The 21,237-nt window shown below is 33.0% G+C and carries 17 protein-coding genes; 16 read left to right on the top strand and 1 reads right to left on the bottom strand.

Features of this window, described 5'->3' with window-relative positions; all coding sequences use genetic code 11:
- The first annotated feature begins 215 nt into the window (after positions 1 to 215).
- The 14 genes from BKM63_RS14480 (at position 216) to BKM63_RS14415 (ending at position 18,122) form a co-directional block, all read left to right on the top strand.
- Positions 216 to 899 carry a hypothetical protein gene (locus BKM63_RS14480; protein ID WP_071637264.1) on the top strand — a complete coding sequence of 228 codons (684 nt, stop codon included), beginning with the start codon at positions 216 to 218 and terminating at the stop codon, positions 897 to 899.
- Positions 896 to 3,202 (top strand): DEAD/DEAH box helicase, encoded by a 2,307-nt coding sequence (locus BKM63_RS14475; RefSeq protein WP_071637263.1) that lies wholly within the window; start codon positions 896 to 898, stop codon positions 3,200 to 3,202. Before BKM63_RS14480 ends, BKM63_RS14475 begins: the two co-directional genes overlap by 4 nt.
- Before the next feature lie 12 nt (positions 3,203 to 3,214).
- Complete coding sequence (locus BKM63_RS14470; protein WP_071637262.1) at positions 3,215 to 3,754, top strand: hypothetical protein; 540 nt, start codon at positions 3,215 to 3,217, stop codon at positions 3,752 to 3,754.
- A gap of 127 nt (positions 3,755 to 3,881) precedes the next feature.
- Complete coding sequence (locus BKM63_RS14465; RefSeq protein WP_071637261.1) at positions 3,882 to 4,526, top strand: hypothetical protein; 645 nt, start codon at positions 3,882 to 3,884, stop codon at positions 4,524 to 4,526.
- A 189-nt stretch (positions 4,527 to 4,715) separates the two neighbouring features.
- Complete coding sequence (locus tag BKM63_RS14460; protein WP_071637260.1) at positions 4,716 to 5,741, top strand: HNH endonuclease signature motif containing protein; 1,026 nt, start codon at positions 4,716 to 4,718, stop codon at positions 5,739 to 5,741.
- Between the two features lie 78 nt (positions 5,742 to 5,819).
- On the top strand, positions 5,820 to 6,878 hold the full coding sequence (locus BKM63_RS14455) for a S1 family peptidase (protein ID WP_083572234.1): 1,059 nt from the start codon (positions 5,820 to 5,822) through the stop codon (positions 6,876 to 6,878).
- 156 nt (positions 6,879 to 7,034) lie between these two features.
- Positions 7,035 to 7,667, top strand: a complete 633-nt coding sequence (locus tag BKM63_RS14450; protein ID WP_123907077.1) for a hypothetical protein — start codon at positions 7,035 to 7,037, stop codon at positions 7,665 to 7,667.
- Between the two features lie 244 nt (positions 7,668 to 7,911).
- The gene (locus BKM63_RS14445) at positions 7,912 to 8,805 is read left to right on the top strand and encodes a hypothetical protein (protein WP_071637257.1); all 894 of its coding nucleotides are present in this window, start codon (positions 7,912 to 7,914) and stop codon (positions 8,803 to 8,805) included.
- Positions 8,806 to 8,895: 90 nt separating this feature from the next.
- A complete protein-coding gene (locus BKM63_RS14440) occupies positions 8,896 to 9,591 on the top strand; it encodes a hypothetical protein (protein ID WP_071637256.1) in 696 nt (231 codons plus the stop codon).
- 185 nt (positions 9,592 to 9,776) lie between these two features.
- Positions 9,777 to 11,105 carry a pentapeptide repeat-containing protein gene (locus BKM63_RS14435; RefSeq protein ID WP_071637255.1) on the top strand — a complete coding sequence of 443 codons (1,329 nt, stop codon included), beginning with the start codon at positions 9,777 to 9,779 and terminating at the stop codon, positions 11,103 to 11,105.
- 112 nt (positions 11,106 to 11,217) lie between these two features.
- Positions 11,218 to 12,372, top strand: a complete 1,155-nt coding sequence (locus BKM63_RS14430; RefSeq protein ID WP_071637254.1) for a hypothetical protein — start codon at positions 11,218 to 11,220, stop codon at positions 12,370 to 12,372.
- 506 nt (positions 12,373 to 12,878) lie between these two features.
- Entirely contained in the window at positions 12,879 to 13,934 is a 1,056-nt protein-coding gene (locus BKM63_RS14425; RefSeq protein WP_071637253.1) for a hypothetical protein, read from the top strand.
- Between the two features lie 157 nt (positions 13,935 to 14,091).
- Positions 14,092 to 15,117: a hypothetical protein gene (locus tag BKM63_RS14420; protein WP_071637252.1), complete on the top strand. Its 1,026-nt coding sequence runs from the start codon at positions 14,092 to 14,094 to the stop codon at positions 15,115 to 15,117.
- A 119-nt stretch (positions 15,118 to 15,236) separates the two neighbouring features.
- Positions 15,237 to 18,122 (top strand): type IIL restriction-modification enzyme MmeI, encoded by a 2,886-nt coding sequence (locus BKM63_RS14415; RefSeq protein ID WP_071637251.1) that lies wholly within the window; start codon positions 15,237 to 15,239, stop codon positions 18,120 to 18,122.
- A gap of 692 nt (positions 18,123 to 18,814) precedes the next feature.
- Here the strand turns inward: BKM63_RS14415 and BKM63_RS14410 are convergent.
- Positions 18,815 to 19,951, bottom strand: a complete 1,137-nt coding sequence (locus BKM63_RS14410) for a DUF6236 family protein (protein WP_071637250.1) — start codon at positions 19,949 to 19,951, stop codon at positions 18,815 to 18,817.
- 426 nt (positions 19,952 to 20,377) lie between these two features.
- On the opposite strand from BKM63_RS14410, the gene BKM63_RS14405 reads away from it, so the two are divergent.
- Both BKM63_RS14405 and BKM63_RS14400 read left to right on the top strand, forming a co-directional pair.
- The gene (locus BKM63_RS14405) at positions 20,378 to 20,809 is read left to right on the top strand and encodes a single-stranded DNA-binding protein (protein WP_242661150.1); all 432 of its coding nucleotides are present in this window, start codon (positions 20,378 to 20,380) and stop codon (positions 20,807 to 20,809) included.
- A 47-nt stretch (positions 20,810 to 20,856) separates the two neighbouring features.
- Complete coding sequence (locus BKM63_RS14400) at positions 20,857 to 21,216, top strand: DUF7222 domain-containing protein (protein WP_071637249.1); 360 nt, start codon at positions 20,857 to 20,859, stop codon at positions 21,214 to 21,216.
- The last annotated feature ends 21 nt before the right edge of the window (positions 21,217 to 21,237 follow it).

The raw sequence follows: 21,237 nt of genomic DNA, 5'->3' as shown, positions 1-21,237 counted from the left end.
AAATTAATTCATTAGCAAAAGTTTACAACTTATTTTTTTAACGAAAATCACGTATATATACCTAGCCCTTTATACAACATAATTGATATTTTTGAGAAAATTATGTAGAGGACTACGGTTTTCCGTAAAATAAGTACAAATGATTCCCGCACCTTTGTTATAGAAATTTGTGTCGCAGTTATAAATTTTCACATTGAAAAAAACATTTTATAATTATGAGTGGATATAGTATTGTAGATCATCAAATGATTGATAAACACATAATTTTTATACGTATTAATCCAACTGATATTGCACTAACCCTGAAAGAAGTTTTCGATTCACTTTCTGACTTAGCATGGATAAGTGCATTTGACGGGCATTATCTGCAGACTGGTTATAAAACCAGAGCCGAACTCTCTATAGCTTACATCGCTGCTAATATTATCGGTCCAAATGATGATGCCGTAACATCTGAATCAGGGGAATATGTTGTCTCAGAATTGGCACGAAAGACAGTTGTAGACTATTTAAAATACTTAAACATTCCATTAGGCGACCTTATAAAAGAAAAAGAAGCTGTCAACCATGGATTTGATTTTTTTTCAAGAAATCTAAACGAAGTAATATTGTTTGGAGAAGCAAAATATAACAAACGAGATAACGCTTATGGTACGTCTTTTGAACAGATAATTAGATTCGAAAATGAAAAACGGGACCATTCAGACCTTATAGATATCGATAGATTTTGCTGTGAAAATTCTAAAAATAATTTCTCAAAAGGAGTGAAAGGTTTTATTGCAGCTTTTGCAAGCAAGAAAACAAGTACACCAAAATTAATCGCAGGAATCAAAAAAAACCGTCACTTTATAGAAGCCTCAAAGTTTAACGAAGTAATCTGTATTGCCGTTAATATATGAATAACCTAATTAAAAAAATACAGAACAACATTGATATTGATAAGATTTTCAGCTTGGTTTTAAACAATTTATACCGGAACGGGCCTGTTTCTGTTACTGATATGGAAATCTTAACTTATTTATCATTATACCGTCCTGAAGAATTCAAGGCTCATAAAAATTCCATATTAAATTATATGGCAATTTTTTATAAAGAGACTGAACGCAAGACGCTAAAGGAAGTTGTATTTGGCCAATACAAGCGATACATCATTGACACCTATCACAAATCATACACTCCAATTCAAGCTGATATTGTTAAAGGTATTAATTCGAATAAATGTTTTAGTTTTTCGGCGCCTACCAGCACGGGAAAGTCTCATGTTTTTATGAATTTAATACAGGATTGCAAAAATGATATAGTTGTTATCGTACCTTCAAGAGCATTGATTAATGAATATTATCTGAGATTAAGCAGTGCAATTTTAAGCAAAGAGGTTAATATATTGACCTTTATCGACAAGATAAATACCAATTTTGCCACTAAAAATATTTTTATTGTAACACCTGAGAGATGCAGGGAGCTTTTTAGGCAGAAAGAATTATTCAAAATTGATTTGTTTTTATTTGACGAGGCACAATTAAGCAATGAGGATTCTAAGCGTGGATTGTATTTTGACAGTATTGTAAGACGATGCTATAAAGCTTTTCCTGACTCTAAATTTGTTTTTGCTCATCCATTTGTAAAAAATCCCGAATCACAAATTGAAAAGAACCATTTTAATGGGGAAACCTCCTATTCAATTCAATATACTCAGAAAAACGTAGGACAGATGTTTTTATGTAAAGATGAAAATTGGAATTTTTACCATTTTGGCATTGATACTGCGGTTATGGGAGCAAGAAAACAACCTGCAGACTTTGATCCAATTTCAAAAACAATAAAAAATGGAGGTTCGGTTCTATTTTACGTTTCAAAAGCCAAAATTTATAAAGGAGGCATATTAACGGATTTCAGCAGATATATTGACCTTTGCCCTGAGATTAAGGGAAGTAAAATTGATTTTTATATTGAACAGCTAAGCCACTATACAGGGGGAGAAACTTCGCCATCTAAGAGCCATTATTCATTGCTACTGGCTCTTTTAAAAAGAGGAATTGTGATCCATCACGGTTCTCTGCCATTACAAACGAGAATTATAATTGAGGAATTTACAAAAGAAGGCCTTTGCAGAATGTGTTTTGCAACATCCACTCTTGAGCAGGGAATTAATATGCCTTTTGATGTTGTATTTTTGGACAGGATGGAAAGCAGCAAACCGCTTTCTGTAAAAAATTTAATAGGCCGTGCCGGAAGATCATCAATTGATTCAAAATTTGATTATGGTTATGTAATTGTCAATTCACCATCGCGAATGGGAAATTTTAGATCCATAATGTTGCAGGACGAGATACTGGATTCGGTGTCTTCTCTTGAAAAATCAGATAAACATGATGAGGACTTCAACGAATTTAAAGAGGCTATAATAAATGACACTTATTCTGATGAATATAACCTATCCGAGAAAGATCTTGAAAAATTAACCTCATCCCAAATAGAGAAGATAATAAATGAGATATTAGATTCACTCTTTAACGGAAATAATTTAATTACACTTTCAGATATTAATGAAGACAATAGTTTCAAAATACTATTGTACGGCAGATTTGAAACACTATATTCTATTTATCTTGGACGTGATTTAGAACGTGGGGAAAGCAATGTCTTAAATACAGCAATCAAAATAATTTTGTGGAAAATTCATGAAAAAACCTTCAAGAATATCTGCTGGTACAGATACGCATATGCAAGCAAGTCACACGAGCGGGAGATCTTGAAAAAAAACGGAATGAGTACTGATAATATAGAAGCCGCTTTTTTTACTGAATACAGCGACATTCCCAACAAGAATCATCCGGTATACAGCTTGTTCCCTATTGGCACTAAGGCAAAAGATGTTTCATACGATCTTATAATGTACGATACTTATGACTATATTGACAAACTTATCGGTTTTAAACTAAGTGATATTTACTATGCCGCACTGTTGAAATTCTATAAAAAAAATGGAGATGAAAGAGCCAATAAGTTGGCAAAATATATAAAATATGGAACCGATAACGATCGCCATATATGGATGTTGAGATATGGTCTTTCATTTGAAGATATCGAGATACTGGATGAACATATTGAGCGAATTGGTTCTGATCAAATTACATTTAAAAGTTCAATCATAAATGTTCCGGACATACAAAAGGAATCAATTCAAAGATTTTTAAATTAATAAACTAAATATATGCTTGAAATTATAAATAAAGTAATTGGCTTAATAAATACTTACGGATTGGCATCAGTTATAATATTAATGATAATTGCTCTGTATAAAATTTACGTATCACGAATAAATTTATGGAGCAAAAGAGAAGAATACTATAAAATTATGCTAAATAATTTAGGACGTTGGCGCGAAGGACTTTCTATCGGCCTGGAATATTTTATAGAGCCTGGCTCAGAGTATAGTGATGATTACAGAAATAGCTATTATTGCAAAAAATGTAATGAGAGTAGTATCCCAGCACGGCAAGAACTCTATGATAATATGCATTTCGGTCGTCTTTTTTTATCTGTAGCAGCTACAGAAAGTATCGATGAATTATTTAGTGACGAATGGCAACTGTCTAATTTTGGTTCTATCTGTGAAAAGGACTACTTAGAGTCTACTTTAAAAATCGTAACAAAAACTTATGAATTGATTCTAAAAGATGCGAGAAATGATTTGAAAAAGTCGCATACCAAGGAATTGCTAAAAGGGCTATTTAGCAGTTCTTCAAATTAAATTACCTTATTATTAATTCGCTTAAAAGAGTTTACTAATTATACAAAACCAACTACAAAAAAGATTGTATCTGTGTAATTTTATGGCTGGTATATATTAGTTGACAGCAATTCTGAAAAACACGACAATGAATGAATATCTGAATAATCAAACAAAACTATTTACAGAAGGATCAAAAAAAGTTTTTGAAAGAAGACAGCAATGGGATGAATTTGAAAAAAGAGCATTAGAATTAATAAAAGACTTTATTTCAGATGCTAAAAAGATCAAATACTACGAAAGCTTATATGTTATTACAGATAAAGAATTACCACGTGTTAGATTAATAAATCAATCGTTTATTCAGTTTTACGCAGGAAAGCATCCTATAGGGATCCAAAAAGTAGAACTCGACCATGATAGAACACAGATGGTTTCATCAATTTCAGAAGATTCCGGTTGCTTATCGATCGTACAAGAACCCAAAGGGGGTGTATTTTTTATAGCATACCCTTCAAAATCCGATGTCTTAAATTGGAAAGATGAATTTATTGTATTAAAATACTTTCCAAATGCAAAAGAAATCGTTTGGCACGATATAAGAAAAGCCATTGAATTTTATCTAAGATTTGCTAGATATTCTTCTGTTTATTCTGAACAGACTTTTTACGAAAAAATAGAATTATGGTGGATGAAATTAAAATTTAAAAATATATTTATGTACTTATATAAAGGTACGGCATTTTCTCTTAGAGTAATTTCAGCCGCTAAAACAGGAATTCCTGCTGCTTAACAGAACTACTCCAACAGCGGTTTTGAGAGATTGTAAATTTTGCGGTTAATATAAGTTACGCAAGAAATTTTGTTTTAACTGAAAGTTCGCAGTTACAAACCTCATAACCCAGCAAAACCGCAAAAGATAACGTATAATGACTAAATAATACAAAAAACATCTAACCAAAAAATGATTTAAAGAGTAAATATGGTTGACTTGGAAGATTTTAAAGACGAAAGCGAATGCATTTACAAAGCTGAACGTTATTCTGTCCGCGACAACGGAGCAGTATTACGTCATCCGCTTCAGGGAAAACGGTCTCGGCCGAACGACAATAGCTGGACTTTTGGAAAGCTGAACATCAAGACGGGTTATTTAGAAATTGCCTCGGTTGTAGTCCATAGAATAGTTGCAACTGCTTTTCATGGGCAGCCCCCGACAAAAGAACACGTTGCAGACCATATTGACACGAACAGACAAAATAACAGGCCGGCCAATCTGCGCTGGGTGACAAGATTAGAAAATATTCTGCTGAACCCTATAACAGCTCGAAAAATTGAACTTATCTGCGGGAGCGTTGAAGAGTTCCTTGCCGATCCTTCAAAGTTCCGTGACAACTTCCCAGACCCAAACTTTGAATGGATGTGCTCTGTTTCAGCAGAAGAAGCTCAAATAAGTCTAAAACGGATGCTGTCTTGGGCAGAAAGCGATCAACAATTGCAAGGAGGCTTGTTGGGAGAATGGATCCTTAACCGGAAAATTGTTGAAACCCCATCTGCTGCACTGCCCAATTATATAATGTCTAAGACACTAAATGCAGCCCAGCGCATTGTTTTCAACTTTGAGGATAAACCAAACGAATACCCAAGCACCCCGCAGGTGTTTGAGGGCGACCCTTTAGCAGTATATAATGAACGTTTGACCAAAGGCGCTGTTTTCTTCCGAAACCATAACGGAGAGTATGTAGTTGTGAAAAGCGGATTTTCTACAGATAAGCAAACCTTATATGTACTTACAAGGGCCGATTATGTATATCAGGAACAAAAAGATGGAGAACGGCATCCTGTACCTGTAGCTGAACTTACGGAAAAAGTTTCTGATAAAGAATTGCCCCATTCACTTGCTGAAGTAACATTTGAAGATGGTTTATTTATCCACGCAAAGGCAGAATCTGGTTTCCATCCAACTGAAGAATTAGAAGAATTATTCGATGACTATATACAAGGATTATAGATAGATTGATTATTGTTAAACTTGAAATATGTAACGCAGCATAAAATGCAGTACCGCTAACAGAAATTATAAAAACACATGTATAAAAAAGAAATAAAATCCATCCTACCATATCTATCACCTTCAGAACTACTAAAATACTTCAATGACGAACCACCCAATCGAGCCCTTAGAGGAAAGGACCTTAAGCCAGGAGAATCTGTTACAATGGAGTTTCTATCACTCTTTGATTACTTGGGGGAAAAGGTTCCGAGAAAGGTCAAATATGACCCAAAATATATTGGCCTTTATCATAATACAGCATTAAAAATTGCTAATAAGTTAGTAGCCGAAGGACTTCTTTCCACATGGGGAAACAAAACAGGAATATACCAGCAGTTTCAAGGCAATAGTTATGATGCAGAAAAAATGCACTACAACGCGTACGACTTCTTAATTTACGGCTTTGCCGAAGTCGTTAATCATTATAATAGATCAATCAGAATCATAGAAGTCGCTGAAGACAAAACCGGCAAAATAGACGTGGGTACCGGTTTCGCAATTTTGCATAAACATACTAAACAGTATTTTATTACAGCTAAACATTGCTTACCTAAAAATTCTGAGATCAGAATGAAAATACTTTTAGGTTTTTCAAATGGATTCGCTTATCCGGAAAATATTTATTCTCACATCGATGACAATGTGGATATTGCTATTTTAGAATTTTCCGATAAGATGGCTTTAAGCGATAAATTTTTCGTGCTTGAAACCCCATACTTATTAGACAAAATACTAGTTTCTGGCTATCCACCTGTTCCTGGAACTGCTGATGCAATTCTAGTTTCATCAACAGGAGAAATTACTGCTATGGCAAAAACATACTTCCATAAATACGAACAGATTTACGTGAACGCAAATGTTAAAGGCGGAAGCAGCGGAAGCCCAATTATTAATGAATATGGCAGTATTGTGGGAGTTATAATTGAATCTGCAAGAGATATTATAAATAATGATTTACAAGACGAACTACGTTTTGGAACTGGTCTTACAAGCGATTTAATTTTTGAGATACTAGAGTCTATCGATAATAAAGGAGATATTCATAAAAAGATGAAGTTTAGTATTAATTCAAATAATTCATTTAGATTAACGTAATGACATCTACCAGCCACCGCTTGGAAATGCGGCCAGTTATGCTTAACTTAAAAATGGTTTTGTAATTCGAAAATTAGTATTTAAACGAAAAATCCAGAATCTTTAATCCGCAGCCTAAACATGCGCCAGAACGTTAACTGTAATACTAAAATAAGAATGGAAACAACAAGGACAAAAGTTATCGAAAAAGCTGTTGGATTTGAAGAATTAATATCCCAGCTGCTTTCAATGTTATTAGAAGTTGATAAAAATGAGTCAATATCTTTTGGCCACAAAAATATTGCTCTAAGCTTTAACGCTAAAATCAACTTATTGATTGATTTAAAATTTATCCCAAAAGAAATATCTAAAGATTTTCAGCTTTTTGCTGAAATCAGAAACAAGTTTGCACATGTTCTATATGTTGACTCTTTTGTAAAATGTTTTGAAATAATAGAAAGAAGAGATTATTTTCTAAAGAAAGCTTCTGATACTATTTCGCAAGCTGATAAAAACGATGAATCAGTTTATTTAACAGCTTTTGAGCTTCTTTGTTTTGAGCTTGGAACTTGGTTAAGAGTTACCCTAAAAATGATATCTGATAAAAAATCACAGGATTTAAACAAGACTGGAGCGATAGAAATGATTAGGAGTTTTATCCAATATAATCCAGAAAGGAGAGAAAAAGAATTAGAGAGCTTTATAAAAATAATACAGCCAGTAATTGTTAAAATCATTCCTGATGACGAGTTTATTAAAGAATATAAAAGACTATTGAAAGAAGCCGAAGAAGAATCAAAAAAGGAATGAGTACCACTGCTAATGCCCCTGTAGAAAAATCAGCAGCAGGAGAATTTAATATGAAGTGATTTAAGCTAATCTAATGGAAATTTGGTTTTGCATTTGGCGATGGTCTGTCTCGCTTGTTCGCTATCAGTCACGTGGCAGATCTGAAAATAGAGCTTAAATTAATTCCAAACCCGCTCTATCATCGTAAAACATTAGCATCAATTTTACTGCAGAAGACAACCAAGATAATTAATAAAACAATAATATGACTACATACAAAAAACCTGACATAAAAGGATACACAAATGTTTTGATTAAAGCTGACATTGACTTTTTAAAATTACAAATTGACCTAAACAATTTAACCTTAATCGCAAGTACTGGAATACAAAAATTGATAGACGATTGTGAATCATATATCGCACTTGACAACGAAACTGCTTTCGGATATGAAACACTAAAGCCTTTATTGGTTTTATATTCCCTTACAGACTCCCTGAAAGTTCTGTGGATGAAAGGTGTAACCTTTGGAGTTCAACTTAGCTCAATGAATTCTGGCGATTTTGAATATGGAAAATTAGGTGTAACCGGAAGTAACAACTTTAAAGATTTTGAATTAGAAATATTTACTGCATCACAACTTAATTTGTATGGTGTAACAGCTACATTACCGCAACATACTGCTGGAAATGATATATTCTATAAAAACATTGAACTACAATGTAAACATCCTGACACACTTACTAGAGTCAAATTAGATGGATATTTAAGAGATTTTCAATCGAGCTTAAATACTAATAAAAATTTCGGAGTACTGTGCATTGGCTCTGACGACTTTTTAGGTTTTACAGAAACAGATTTTCCCGAAGATGACAAAAAATTTGTAACCGCTTATATGGCGACCATCAAAAAACATGATATTATTTTTACAGAAATATTTGACGACACTTTAAAATATTGTCCAAGAGTTTTAGGTGTAATTATTGTGAATACACATTTTACATTTTCACCTAAATTCGGTCCAATTCTTAACAAGAGGGTAAATTCGGTTTTTTGCATAAGACCAGATGCAAAGACAAAACCCACTGAAGAAATTTATCGCCAAGCATACGAAGTTCTGACGGTTTTTAATTCTAAGCCTTCAATCCGGACATACTAACTAAAAATCAAGACAAATACTAACTAAAAAAATGATGCTAATATTACTACAGCTTTAGCATAAAATTTTACAAAAAACAACTGAATTTCAATGGAATTAATCAAAACTTTAAGAAAAGATTTAGGACTACTTTTTATTGTTTCATTATTAATCGTTTTACTGATTAATTTTTGGCTAATTGATATTCCGGAACTTTTCAGTAAAGGCAATACGATTGGTATTTTAATAGAAAAGTTATGCATGTCCTACATCTCTGCTTTTATTTTCTATTTTTTTGTGGTTCATCTAAAACAGCAAAAGGACAAGAGGCACATTTATCAATTTGTTGCAGAAAAGTCTATGAACATAATTTCTTATGGACAAACTATTGGCAGAGATTTAGCAAGAGATTCAAACGTCAAATTGAAAACATATTATCCTTCTAAAGAAGAGTTACTTGAAATATGCTATAAAATTGACCCTTATTCAGAACCAACAACATTAGTAAGCTGGTCGGGATTGAAATTAAACTGGTTTTCGCATTTTGAAAAATACAGGCAGGATTCAATGGATTCTATAAATGAAATTTACGCTAAAATGCCTTTTCTTGATGCACAATTGGTAAAACACCTTTCTTTAATTGAATCTTCATCTTTTTTCTCATTAACAAAAGCAATGCAGAACTTTCCTTTCAAAGCAAAAAATGAAAATCTACTTAACTTTACAGATACAATTTTAAATTACCTGGAGACAGTAAAAGATTTTGAGCAATTTTATGATCAAAATATAAAGAAATATAAAGCATAAAAAACGTCTAAAAACATCCGTTCGGTGAGACTGTTTTTTGCCTTGATTTAAAGTTGGTTTTGTATTTGAATGATTTATGCTTAATCGCAAAATTCCGAATATTTAATTCATAACCTCTCAAAAGATCCAGAACATCTACGAAAGCCTGCTGAAGAATCTACAATCCAAATCAAAAAAAAATTTCTATGTCAAAAGAATTAATGAAAAAATTAGAAAAAACCAATTGGAATGAAAATGGTTCAGAATTTCATGTATTCAACTCTCAAGAGGAATTGCTGTGTTATATAGACCGGTCAAAAAATGGGAAATGGTGGCGGGATGAATATGGACGACATGATTTTGAACAATGTGTTTTTAAGTTTCCAGTGACGCAGTGGGTTAACGTTTTTGAATCAAATGCCTGTTTTAAAAATGCAGTATTCAAGGAAAATGTGACTTTTAACAAAGCGAAATTCAAAGAAAATGCAGACTTTGATGGATGTAGATTCTCAAATCATGTAAATTTTTCAAACTGCATATTTGAAGAACAATTTTATCCAGGTTCTTTCGATAATAGTGTAAATTTCAGCTATGCTAAATTTAAAAACCACGTAACATTCTGGAGAACTAATTTTGAAAAGTATGCTGACTTTAGCTATTCAAAATTTGAAAAAGGAGTATCTTACGAAGAATCTTTCTTTCATGATGAATTTATTTTCCATAATGCCGAAATACATGGAGATGCGCATTTTGAAGCTGTTGAATTTAAAGGTAAAGTTAACAGCTGGAATTTATACTGTTTTAAAAACATCAGTTTTAAATGGGCAAATTTCAGACAGAAAGCCAATTTTTCTGGATTAAATATAACTGATGGCTTTGCAGATTTCCATGGAACTAACTTTGAAAAAAATGCTTATTTTTACAGCGGTCAAATAAATGAAATAGATTTGACCAAAAGTGTAATTGAAAAAAGCGTCTATTTCCTGGATTCAGAAATAAAAAAAGCCAATCGGGAAACATGGAGAATTATTAAACATGAATTCATAAGACAAAGTAATAAAATTGAAAGCTTGAATTACCATGCCCTGGAAATGATGGAATATGAAAAGGAATTATTTGGAGTAAAAAAGGAACTGCGATTTTCTCTTTTTCGTTTAATCAGAGACTTTTATCAAGTTTTCCAAAAAGGAAACAGAACTAATAAATTTGTAATATTTATAAATCGATTAAGCAACGGCTTCAATCTTTTGCCTTTTAGAGGTGTTGTTTTTACTTTAATATCAACATTATTTTTTTATTTGATATTTATTTATTTTGTGATAATTGAAAACAACTTAGAATTAGATTATTCAGCAAAACATATTGGAGTAAATTTTCGGCAGGCACTGCAGTTTCTAAACATCACCGATTGGAAATATTACCCTTTTAATTTGAAATACGACTGGGCTTATGGAGTATTATTTCTAGGAAGAATAGTTATTGGTTACGGTATTTACCAAACAGTGCAAGCGTTTAGAAAATTTGGCAGTTCGTAACTAAAAAAGATTAAAGAATAAGGACAAGAAACAACACATGCTAAAAGCAATTTGGTTTATGATTACATTTTTCGGCCAGTATCAATTAGTTATTGCCAATATTTAAACACTTATGTATACATTATTTGACCATATTGAACGTGATTTCGACGGATCATCAAATCATAATGAGAACAGTTACGATTATTACAATCGAAGTGCAAGGAAAGATATCACAATTATACGTGACTTATTAGAAAAATGGTTTTCAACATATCCGGAAAATGAAAAGTTTGAGCTAAAAAAAAGATTTCAGAAAGATTTTGATCCGGCTTTTTATGAGCTGTTCCTTTATTCCTTATTTAAAAAATTAGACTTTGAGGTTATAATCCACCCTGATCTTCCACGCACAGATAAAAAACCCGACTTTCTGATTAAAAAAGATCAACTGGAAGTATATATCGAAGCTAAAGTGGTAAATGACAAATCAGCCGCAGAGCAGGCTTTCGAAAGGAAGATAAATGAGCTGTACGACCATTTAGACAAAATAATATGCCCTGGGTTTCTTCTTCAGATAGATACACTGAATGTAAAGACTGCCAGACAGCCAAGTGCAAAAAGAATAATTGATTATATCCAGAAAGAAATTTCAAAATTCCATCCTGATGTAATAACTCAGGAAATTACCCAATACGGCTTTGAAGCAATACCTAAAATTGAATATGAAAACAATGATATTCATATTATTGTCAAACCTATGCCAGTTATTGAATCTGCTGGCGAGATAGAAGATAAAAGGGCAATTGGGATGTTTCCAATTCAAACATTCTGGGGCGGCAGCGCCGATGCTTTAAAATCTTCGATAAACAACAAAGCTAAACGCTATGGAAATCTGGGTAAACCATTTATTGTCTGCATGAACATGCTGGCATCAAAAGGATCTATGGATTGGGATTCTAAAACAGCAGTATGGGGTTCCCAATCAATTTCTTGGTCATCCAACCCGGATGATAGAGATATCAAATCAAGTTATGCACTAGATGGTGTATTTCTAACGAGCAAAGGCCCTAGATTAAAAAATCTTTCAGGTGTATTTGTAAGCAGGGTTTTTCCATCCAATATCCCAAGCGCCGAACATTGCTTTTTCGAACATCCGTTTACCGAGAATAAATTTGATTTTTCAAAAATTGATTTATCATTACAATTTGCGAAAGACAGAAAGATTCAAACCAGAAAAGGAAAAAGTCTGTCTGAAATTTTTCAGATTCCAGAAAACTGGCTTGAATAAATACTGGCAATAACAATGATTTGACAAAGTCGCAGGTTTGCTTTCTTTAAGGGATGTTTTTGATTACAAAAAATTCTATCTTTAACAACAAAACAATAATTCCGCCGGATTTACAAATGCGTCAAGCCGCAGGACATCAGCAGTGATATTTCTGCCCGAAGTGCGGAACGCATATAAAACAATATTCTAAAACTGCGGAATTATTTGTCGTATGCCATGAAAAGGCAGTGCCGATGAGAAATTTTCAAATTAGATATAACTGCAGCTATTGTAGCGAAAAAAATACCTGACGATGGCTAATGGGCGTAAAATCTAAAATGGCAGTGCTAATGCTGCGAGATACTGCAGTGGATTTGGGCAAATGGTTTAATGAATAATTGGCGCTTACTTTTAATAATCAGCTTAACCTGTTCGCAAAAGCTCGTGTAGCAAATACAAAAAAGGATTTACTTTACTTACAATTATTACCTAAAATAAATTAACCGCTATTTTAACCCCATAAATAAATGAGAAAAGACATTGAAGATGCGATGAGAAAAATGCTTGAAATTGAGGCTAAGTTCAAGAATAATCAACAACTGGGAATTGAGGAATTGGATAGATTAGGATTGCTATATTCAATTGATAAAAATAGCGAAGCTCTTAAAGATTCGAGATTTGATGATTATAAATTCTATCATCTGTATTTAACTTATGCGACAGACTTAACATTCAAATCAACATATTACAAACGCAATGAAAATAAGCGAATCAGTGAAACTGTTGATTACAGAGAAATACAGGCGCTAAATAACCAAGAATTCGATTCTAGCATATCTGAAAAATTACATCAGTTCAGAATTGAAAATCAATTCATTACTCCTGTTGAGAAAGCCGAAATTAATAATGATAAAATTTTTCTTGAAAATTTTGCAATGAATTGGGCTAAAACTTGTCTAGGAGACAGACATAGTGAGGAAAGCCATCAAATTATATCAAAAGAAACAAGAGATACTTTAGCGAAGAAAAACATTGAGCTGTATATTGAAAATAAATTAGACTCAGGGCAGAAACTAGATGTTTTTAAAGGATTATTAAAATCATATTATATATTTCATGAAGCAAAAAAGATTTTAGAGCATATCGCCTCTCATAATCAAATAAAAGAATTTACTCTAAATGAAAAAACTATTGAGCTAAATCTTTATTCCTTAGTTCATATTCTAAATAGACACTACGCAGAATTAATTTCATCACAAAGTATAAGCACATCCAGATCATTTCACAATACAAAAGTGGAACCAACTAAAATAAATTTATTTATCGACTATTTATTTAGCCGAATAAGGGAAAAAGGATTAGAAAGTGTAATTGAAATAAAATCAAATGAAGCAATACTTTTCAATTATTTTGGCAAAGATTATGCTATATTTCCAAGAGAATATAAATATAATAAGTCAAAAATTATTATAGAAACTTTTTTTATAATCGAATCAAAAAACGTGAATGCAAAACGATTAACTGAGAAAATCAAAAATGCGGAAGTATTCAATCTAGATGAGAATCTAAAGATTTATATATAAAAAACATTAGCTAAGGCATTTGGCAAGATTAGAAGTTTTATTATAAATTCACCTTTACATTTTGCACGAAATTTATATTTAACAGAAATAAACTGTGATGTGTCCGTAGCTGGCCAACAAACAGAATAGTATGCCACATTTTTGAAACGACGCGCCAATGGACAATCAACATTTATCAAACATTCAATTAGAAATTGGTCAATCCCTTGCCGATAAGACTAAAATTTATCTTGACACCAATTATTGGCTTAAAATCAGAGACCGCAGAACAGATAAAGATAAACTCTTATATAACCAGCTGATTAAACTTGTGGAGTCTGAAAAAGTAATTTTACCGATTAGTGAAATTACTTTTTGGGAAATTTTAAAACAGAGTGATTTAAGTTCATTAAAGCAATCCGCTTTAATAATCGACAAGCTGTCAAAAGGAATTTCAATTGCAGGGGAAAAAGATCGTCAAAGATTAGAATTTTTGGATTTCGTAAATTGTAAATCAAGAAAGCCACAAAACAATTTGAATGAAATGGTTTGGAGTAAAATATCCCTAATTATACTGCTTCCATTTTTTTTGAAACATGATCCAGAAATGCTTAATACCGGATTTATTAATTTTCTCAGCGATATTTCTTTTGAAAATATAATAAATCAACTTGATGCGACTTCTAATTTAAAGCCATTTTATCATAAGGATGATATTGACGCATTAAATTATGGAAAAGAAAAATACAAACATGAAAATAAAAACTTTCATGAAATGTACCTTTCTGAATTAGGCGGCTATTTACATGAGTTTGAAAAAGATCTGAATAATTACTTCGAAGAATTCTATTTTAATGACACAGGAAATAAAGTTACAGCTCAAGAACGTCAAAGCTTAAATTGCAAAAACTGGAAAAATATGATTTATAATTTATCTAAGCTGAAAAAACTTAATGATGAACTACCTTCCTACCGAATATTTCCAGAAATGAACGCTGCAGCAAGGTGGAACAAAGATCGGAAATATAAAGATGGAAATGATACAATGGATTTCTTACATGTTTCATCAGCTTTACCGTACTTCGATTATTTTTTCACAGAACGTGAATTAAGCACAATGATTAAGCAGCGAAAATTAGACGAAATTTATAACTGTAAAGTATCAAGTAATATAGATGAAATTCTTGAATTGTTAAAATTCTAAATTATAACGTCATGTAATGACTACCTAAAAGATTTTCTCAATAAACTTCATGGGAAATGATTTTGTATTTTTAAAATTTACATCTGTTAATCAATCCCTTTATATTTTAAACTTATTTTATGAACATCCAGCCTTTGTTTACAGAAGACTTCCTTTCCAATTTCATTCCAGAGTTCAAATTATCTAATGTGCCCAATATCAGATCAGCCAGAAATATCATCGATGGGCTGACAGGCGAACTGCATTCGGGAAAAATAGAAAATGCAAAAGAGGAAGAATTTAAATCCAGATTCTTAAATGAATTTTTCGGCGATGTTTTAGGCTTTAATTACGGCAACCCAAACTACTGGACAATAAGAGAAGAAGCAAAAACAAAATTGGACGGCACCAAACCTGACGGTGTACTCGGCTTTTTCTCTAAAGACAAAACCCTTAATGATGTAAGGGCGGTAATTGAAATTAAAGATGCCGCTACAGATCTTGATGAAAAACAAAAAAGAGCCGACTCCAAATCCGCTGTTGCACAAGCCTTTGAGTATGCAACAAAAATGGGAGTAAACTGCAGATGGGTGATTGTTTCCAATTTTAAAGAAATACGATTTTATTCTTCCAAATTCCAAGGCAGCTACCAGGTGTTTTTTCTTGAAGATTTAAGAAATGAAAATAAGCTTAAGGAAATTCTGTATCTATTTCATAAAGACCGGTTTATAACTAAACAGGAAAAATCAAGCACCGATAAGCTTTATCAGATCAGCCTTAAAAAACTAAAGGAAAATGAAAAGCCCAGACATATTTTAGATGAAATGCATGCCGCACTGATCCAGTTCAAAGGACTACAGTATATTGACCCTAATTACCTAGCGGGAATAAGACCATTTAACATCCTTAGTGAAAATGTATGGCATTACAGAGGTGGCAAACTGCTTACACTAAACCCAAAGATTTATGAACTGTTCAAAGGCCTGGATTTTAATGAAGGCTCAATATCAATCACTGAGGAACTCAAACAAGAATTAGAGCACTGCAGGGTTGTTGAATACAAAGACAAAATAAATGAGGTTATAAGCGTACTGAACCATTCAGAGGTTACTAAAATAAGCTGTATCAAAGATTATAAAAATGTAATAAGAGCAAGATCAAACGGGCTTGGTTTTTCACATAAGAACCTTTTTGGTTTCTCTAAAGAAGAAGGCTTCACCAAAAGCATCGATATATTAAAATACACCTCCTGCGATTGCATCTGCTGTAATTTTAAAACACTGGATTTTAAATATCTTTTAAGCAGGCTTAAAACTGCCAAAAATAAAGAAGAGCACCTGACTCTTGAGTATGCTTATGGCAATTACCTTGTCTCGGCAAACAACTATAAGGACGCTTTTAATATCTATAAGGCTTTCAGCGAAAAAATAAAAGGCAAAGAAGGTTTTGAAGTCCAATACTTTTTAGCAAAGCTGAATATGAAATATCTGCTTTATCTGGTATGGGAAGATGAGAACCTTAAGGATAATTTTGAAATTAAGCAGGAGATACGAAACATTGACTTAAACAAAATTCTTTATCATGAAATAGAATTCGCCATAAGTGATGATGTTAGGAATTACCTGCACAATATCAAAGACAATAAGCTGTTTTTATCGGTAAAAGATAAAGTAGAAGAATTAGTCCAAAACATATCTGATTTAAAAAAATATTATGATAAAGGGCACCCTCAGAGGTCTTCCGGGTCAGACCATATCGATGAACTGGCAGCTGAATATAACCGGCTAGAATTATTTTTCAACACCAATAGAATTATCTACAATGTTTTTGGCGATTATAAACTGCTCAGTGCCAAAACCTTTAACGGCTTTTTGGAAAGCTACCTGACAAAATCAGAAGGATTGAATTCTTTCAATTCCTATTATTTAAAAAAATTCCTCATTAATGTAAATACTGATGAGTTTAGAAAAATACTTTCAAAAACCGAGTCAATAAAAATTGATGAAGAATGCGAAATTGAAATTATCAAAAGCATTACAAACCTCTTTAAATCATACTATGAAAATGGAATGTTTGCCAATTCGCCTTATAAATGCGGAGTTACTGAAGAGTACTTAATCGACTTTCAATTTAAGGGCAGATATACAGGATTAGTTTCAAATTCATTCACCCTTTTATCAAAAATTAATATTTCAGAAAAATCGTTCAGCTCATTGAGCCCCATTATTATTAATTATTTATTAATTGAAGATCACTTATCCTGGTATGAATTGCAGGAGTTAGGCAGGCTTATTGCGAAAAAGGGCGATTGTTTTTTTCCCGAACAATTAGTTCAAATATTAGAAATAGCTGTTGACAGGGATAAACCCAACAATAATAAGTATGAGGGACTGCTGAAAGAAGTTTCAATGGCCCTCCACAAGTTTTTTCCAGACAAAAAAATTACCAAAAAACGATTAATAAATAAAGTAATCGGCAATATAGACGGCATCCATAAATGGAGATATGTGTCATACTTATTGAATATCGCTGATGAGCCCTGCAAAGCGGTTCTAAATTCAGAAATTGAAGAAATGCTTGATCAAAAGTTCCATAGCGAGATTTACGATGATCTGATCAGGATGAAGTTATATGATTACAGAAAGAAGGATTATTTTAAAAGATACATTGAAGAAATAAAACTCAACAGGGAAAAAGGTTTCAAGAATGAGTTTAAGGAAGGCAAGCCAATTTTTGAAGGACATACGTTTTATCGTTTTATAATTTTATTGAACATCCTGCAAATTGACAGGAAATCAGAATTATTGAACGGTTTTGATCATATTTCCGAATTTGAAAAATGGCTGCTGAATCCTAATGAATATGATTACAAAAACTTTAATGCAAAATGGATATTAGCTGCAGATAATGTCTATATTCTAAAAAGTCTCAAAGGAATTAAACCTTTAATCAATTCGGTAGAAACGGAACTTAAATTAGAGTTTAATGCCCGTATTGCAGAGATTTATTACAAAGATTTATTATGACATTAACAGGTAATTGAAAGTATCTTGCAATTGCAAAATTCAATAATATAGCTTAATTTTATTCCAACCCTCAGTAAGAGAAATATTGAGGACAAGCCCTACCTAGCACCGATAGGAGCGGAAATCCTTCTTTGCCGGGGTTCGGCGCAGAAAATTGCGGCCCATAGCGGGATGAGCTCAAAAAAACAAAAAATAAAACACCATTTTTGCTTTTCACATTAAATTGGCCTGCCCCAACATTGACAGGAAGCACTCAAAGTCACAGAATAAAATACAAAATAAAGAAAAGGAGAGAAACAATAACTAACTAAAATCTGCGTAAAAGAATAGTTTAAAACCGAGGTACACTTTTTTCTGTTCTTTTTCTTAAAAGGTATATAAAAATTAGTATTTACTAGGGTTCTTAAAAATTAAGAACGGAACCTCTTCATCCGCAACAAATTTACCATAACTCATCTATAATCTACTTTGAAAATAGACGTATTAAGTTTTGTGGCAAAATCGTGGCACTTCCAATTTTAGAAAAGTAAAAACCCAGCAAAATGAAGGCTTTCCGGCTTTAGGTTCGAAACTGTATACAATAACAAATACACAATAAAATGGCAAACGTTCTGCATCATATAATGTAAAAATTGTGTCTGTTCTCAATTGACTACTCATAGGAAAACACAAACTGGAAGACCCTTAAGTGACTACCATTTTCGAATTCCTTTAACAGTGTCATTAACTCTGGTAAAAATATCACCTCCGGAAAGTTCGGATTTTAAGTTTAATAGATAAGATTTTGGATTTTGCTTTAGTTCCAGCTTATCTTTTTTAACTGAATTTGCAGCTGATACCATTCCGAAAATAATTCCGCCAGCAGTGACAAACGGTTTTGCTCCTTCGGAAACATATTCGGTCAATGATGCAATTGTGGTTGGCAGTGAAATACTTAAAAACTTAGTTGCAGTCTCTATTTTGTTAAGATTGTATAGTTCTTCTAAATTTTTAGTCTCTTTTAAAATAATTCTAGAATGCTGATTTAATGCATCTTTTAGAGCACTGCCGTTATCGAGGTCGGAAATAGAATTTGATAAATTCGAAATTTCATTGAAGAATGCTGTTCTTTCACTATCATATTTATTTCTTACATCAAGTATCCTGTCCAAAGGCACATCATTTATATTTTTGGGTACAATGGTTTCAATAAGTAAATTGCCCAACTTATATTCAAACTGATTTTTATAATCAGAATGGATTTTCGACTCAAAATAAAGTGAAGTCGAAAACGATTGTTCAACATCAGTAACGATTGGGAGTGATTTATTCTTAGAAATACTTTTTGCAAAATAAGTCATATAAAGCATTCCAATCTCACTATCTATTTTCACCCAATCTTCCCATTCTCTCTGACCAGGAATAGCTACACCTATATCAATTAAATACCCCTTGAGATCTCGATCCATTTTTTCGACATGAATATAAGTTCCGCTTGACTGCACCATGTCAGAAAAAAAACTTCTTCTGTTGTGATAATCTCTCTCATAATCTCTGCGTTCTCTTTGCCTTCTAAAGAACCTGTCATTGAAAAAAGCATCTGACTCAATAATTGGTCTTAACTCCTGGCTAAAGTTATAAAATGCTTGTGATGTATCCCCACTCGTAGGGCGATAGTCCTTAATAAATTTAGATTCACTTTTTATGGTAATGATATCTTCACTGTCCGAAGGTTCGACAGAATCAGGTACTATCCTTGAAATATTGTCCCAAAGCAGTAAAGCATGCTTAATCCAGTTTTTGTTTGTCAGATTAATGTGGGGGTAATAAAGTGCATGTCCGAAACTCATATTTTTCTATTTTTTGATTGTTAAATTAATTGTCTTACGTCACCGTAGATTTAACCGATTAAAAATGGATTAAAAAAATAATCGGTATGCTTCATTAGAAAGTTTATTTCTTCAATTAAATCAAACCTACAAAATGGCATCTATTTTACTTTACGGTTTTCCATAAACAAATATTAAAATGGCAAATTAATTCTTTAGCATAAAAGTGTATACAGTATAAATACCTGTTTTAACAAATTAAATTACAGATATTTTCCAATTCAAAACGGGTTAAAAGGGCAGCCAAAGTAGTGCCCGCCCTCCCCTGCATGCGCATAACGGCTCTGCCGCCCTTCGGGACTTATAGCACTCCGGCTCGGTAGCCGTCCACTTTTCTTCTGCTTTCTTTTTTCCCGTTTTTTCTTTTGAAAAATTTCATTGCGGGGCATGGGAAAAGAAATTCAAACAAGTATTCATTTAATAACGGAAATCATGGAAATCACAGGAAGAATTGTAAAGGATGCCTCAACTTTTAAGGTAAAGGAAAACCGTGAGGTGGTAAACTTCTCCATAGCGGTCAACGACAGCTACAGACCCAAAGGAAGTACAGAAACTAAAAAAATTGTAACCTATATCGACTGTTCGTATTGGATGAGCGCAGGACTGGCGCAGTGGCTCAAAAAAGGAACGCTAGTGCAGCTCTTTGGGCGCATCGGGATGAATGTCTATATCGGAAACGATGCTCAGGCACACGGGGCATTGACCTTTCATACCTCGAACATCAAGATTTTGGTATTTGCGCAGGCGGACAGCAGTACACCTGCACCCGCTCCTAAAAAACAGCAGGTATCGGATGATCCCGACGACCTCCCTTTCTAAACCTTTCAAGCCTTTAAAATTTATATACACGCCTAAATAACAATATCATGAAAGCCTTGCAAAAATCAAATTACAGCGATTATCGCGTTAGTGACGCCTTTAACGAAATAATCATTAAAAGCATCACTTCTTATGACGGGAAACGAAGCGCACAGCTCAAATCCTTTTTCCTCGACCTGCAGACAGGCGGGTGCGTTAGTGGGATGATTTCAGAATTCATCTACCATGCAGACTGCAAAGAATTTTACATCGAGCATATCGATGATTTGGAAAACATGCGAACCGAATTGGAGGAAGCCATCGGCGAGCCTATCGAAAACAGGTTCAGCGCACCGCACTACACTTTCGTTTGCTGGCTCTGCTTTGAGGAATACTGCTACGACCTCTACTCTAGGCTCTTTGAGTAAAAATTTTCAATCTTAAATCTA

Source organism: Flavobacterium johnsoniae (assembly GCF_001879205.1).
In the GTDB taxonomy this organism is placed as follows: Bacteria; Bacteroidota; Bacteroidia; order Flavobacteriales; family Flavobacteriaceae; genus Flavobacterium; species Flavobacterium johnsoniae_A.
This window is presented reverse-complemented; position numbering and strand designations above follow the sequence as displayed.

Coding starts and splice junctions, on each gene's coding strand:
- BKM63_RS14480 (WP_071637264.1), top strand. CDS start 216: ATGAGTGGATATAGTATTGTAGATCATCAAATGATTGATAAACACATA.
- BKM63_RS14475 (WP_071637263.1), top strand. CDS start 896: ATGAATAACCTAATTAAAAAAATACAGAACAACATTGATATTGATAAG.
- BKM63_RS14470 (WP_071637262.1), top strand. CDS start 3,215: ATGCTTGAAATTATAAATAAAGTAATTGGCTTAATAAATACTTACGGA.
- BKM63_RS14465 (WP_071637261.1), top strand. CDS start 3,882: ATGAATGAATATCTGAATAATCAAACAAAACTATTTACAGAAGGATCA.
- BKM63_RS14460 (WP_071637260.1), top strand. CDS start 4,716: ATGGTTGACTTGGAAGATTTTAAAGACGAAAGCGAATGCATTTACAAA.
- BKM63_RS14455 (WP_083572234.1), top strand. CDS start 5,820: ATGTATAAAAAAGAAATAAAATCCATCCTACCATATCTATCACCTTCA.
- BKM63_RS14450 (WP_123907077.1), top strand. CDS start 7,035: ATGGAAACAACAAGGACAAAAGTTATCGAAAAAGCTGTTGGATTTGAA.
- BKM63_RS14445 (WP_071637257.1), top strand. CDS start 7,912: ATGACTACATACAAAAAACCTGACATAAAAGGATACACAAATGTTTTG.
- BKM63_RS14440 (WP_071637256.1), top strand. CDS start 8,896: ATGGAATTAATCAAAACTTTAAGAAAAGATTTAGGACTACTTTTTATT.
- BKM63_RS14435 (WP_071637255.1), top strand. CDS start 9,777: ATGTCAAAAGAATTAATGAAAAAATTAGAAAAAACCAATTGGAATGAA.
- BKM63_RS14430 (WP_071637254.1), top strand. CDS start 11,218: ATGTATACATTATTTGACCATATTGAACGTGATTTCGACGGATCATCA.
- BKM63_RS14425 (WP_071637253.1), top strand. CDS start 12,879: ATGAGAAAAGACATTGAAGATGCGATGAGAAAAATGCTTGAAATTGAG.
- BKM63_RS14420 (WP_071637252.1), top strand. CDS start 14,092: ATGGACAATCAACATTTATCAAACATTCAATTAGAAATTGGTCAATCC.
- BKM63_RS14415 (WP_071637251.1), top strand. CDS start 15,237: ATGAACATCCAGCCTTTGTTTACAGAAGACTTCCTTTCCAATTTCATT.
- BKM63_RS14410 (WP_071637250.1), bottom strand. CDS start 19,951: ATGAGTTTCGGACATGCACTTTATTACCCCCACATTAATCTGACAAAC.
- BKM63_RS14405 (WP_242661150.1), top strand. CDS start 20,378: ATGGGAAAAGAAATTCAAACAAGTATTCATTTAATAACGGAAATCATG.
- BKM63_RS14400 (WP_071637249.1), top strand. CDS start 20,857: ATGAAAGCCTTGCAAAAATCAAATTACAGCGATTATCGCGTTAGTGAC.